The 381-nt window shown below is 65.9% G+C and carries 1 protein-coding gene; it reads left to right on the top strand.

The window, feature by feature from the left end:
• A partial coding sequence (locus tag ACZLZY_RS24955; RefSeq protein WP_496253613.1) for a GTP-binding protein occupies positions 1 to 381 on the top strand: 381 nt, incomplete at both ends.

Genomic DNA, 381 nt, shown 5'->3' on the forward strand with positions numbered 1-381 from the left:
AAGAGCAAATTCGAGCGCAACAAGCCGCATGTGAACATCGGCACGATCGGCCATGTCGACCACGGCAAGACGAGCTTGACGGCGGCGATCACGAAGTACTTCGGTGAGTACAAGCGCTACGACCAGATCGACGCGGCGCCGGAAGAGAAGGCCCGCGGCATCACCATCTCGACCGCGCACGTCGAGTACGAGACGCCGAACCGCCACTACGCGCACGTCGACTGCCCCGGCCACGCCGACTACGTGAAGAACATGATCACCGGTGCCGCCCAGATGGACGGCGCGATCCTCGTCTGCTCGGCGGCCGACGGCCCGATGCCGCAGACCCGCGAGCACATCCTGCTCGCCCGCCAGGTCGGCGTGCCCGCGATCGTCGTGTTC

It is taken from the genome of Mesocryomonas lacus (assembly GCF_055730135.2).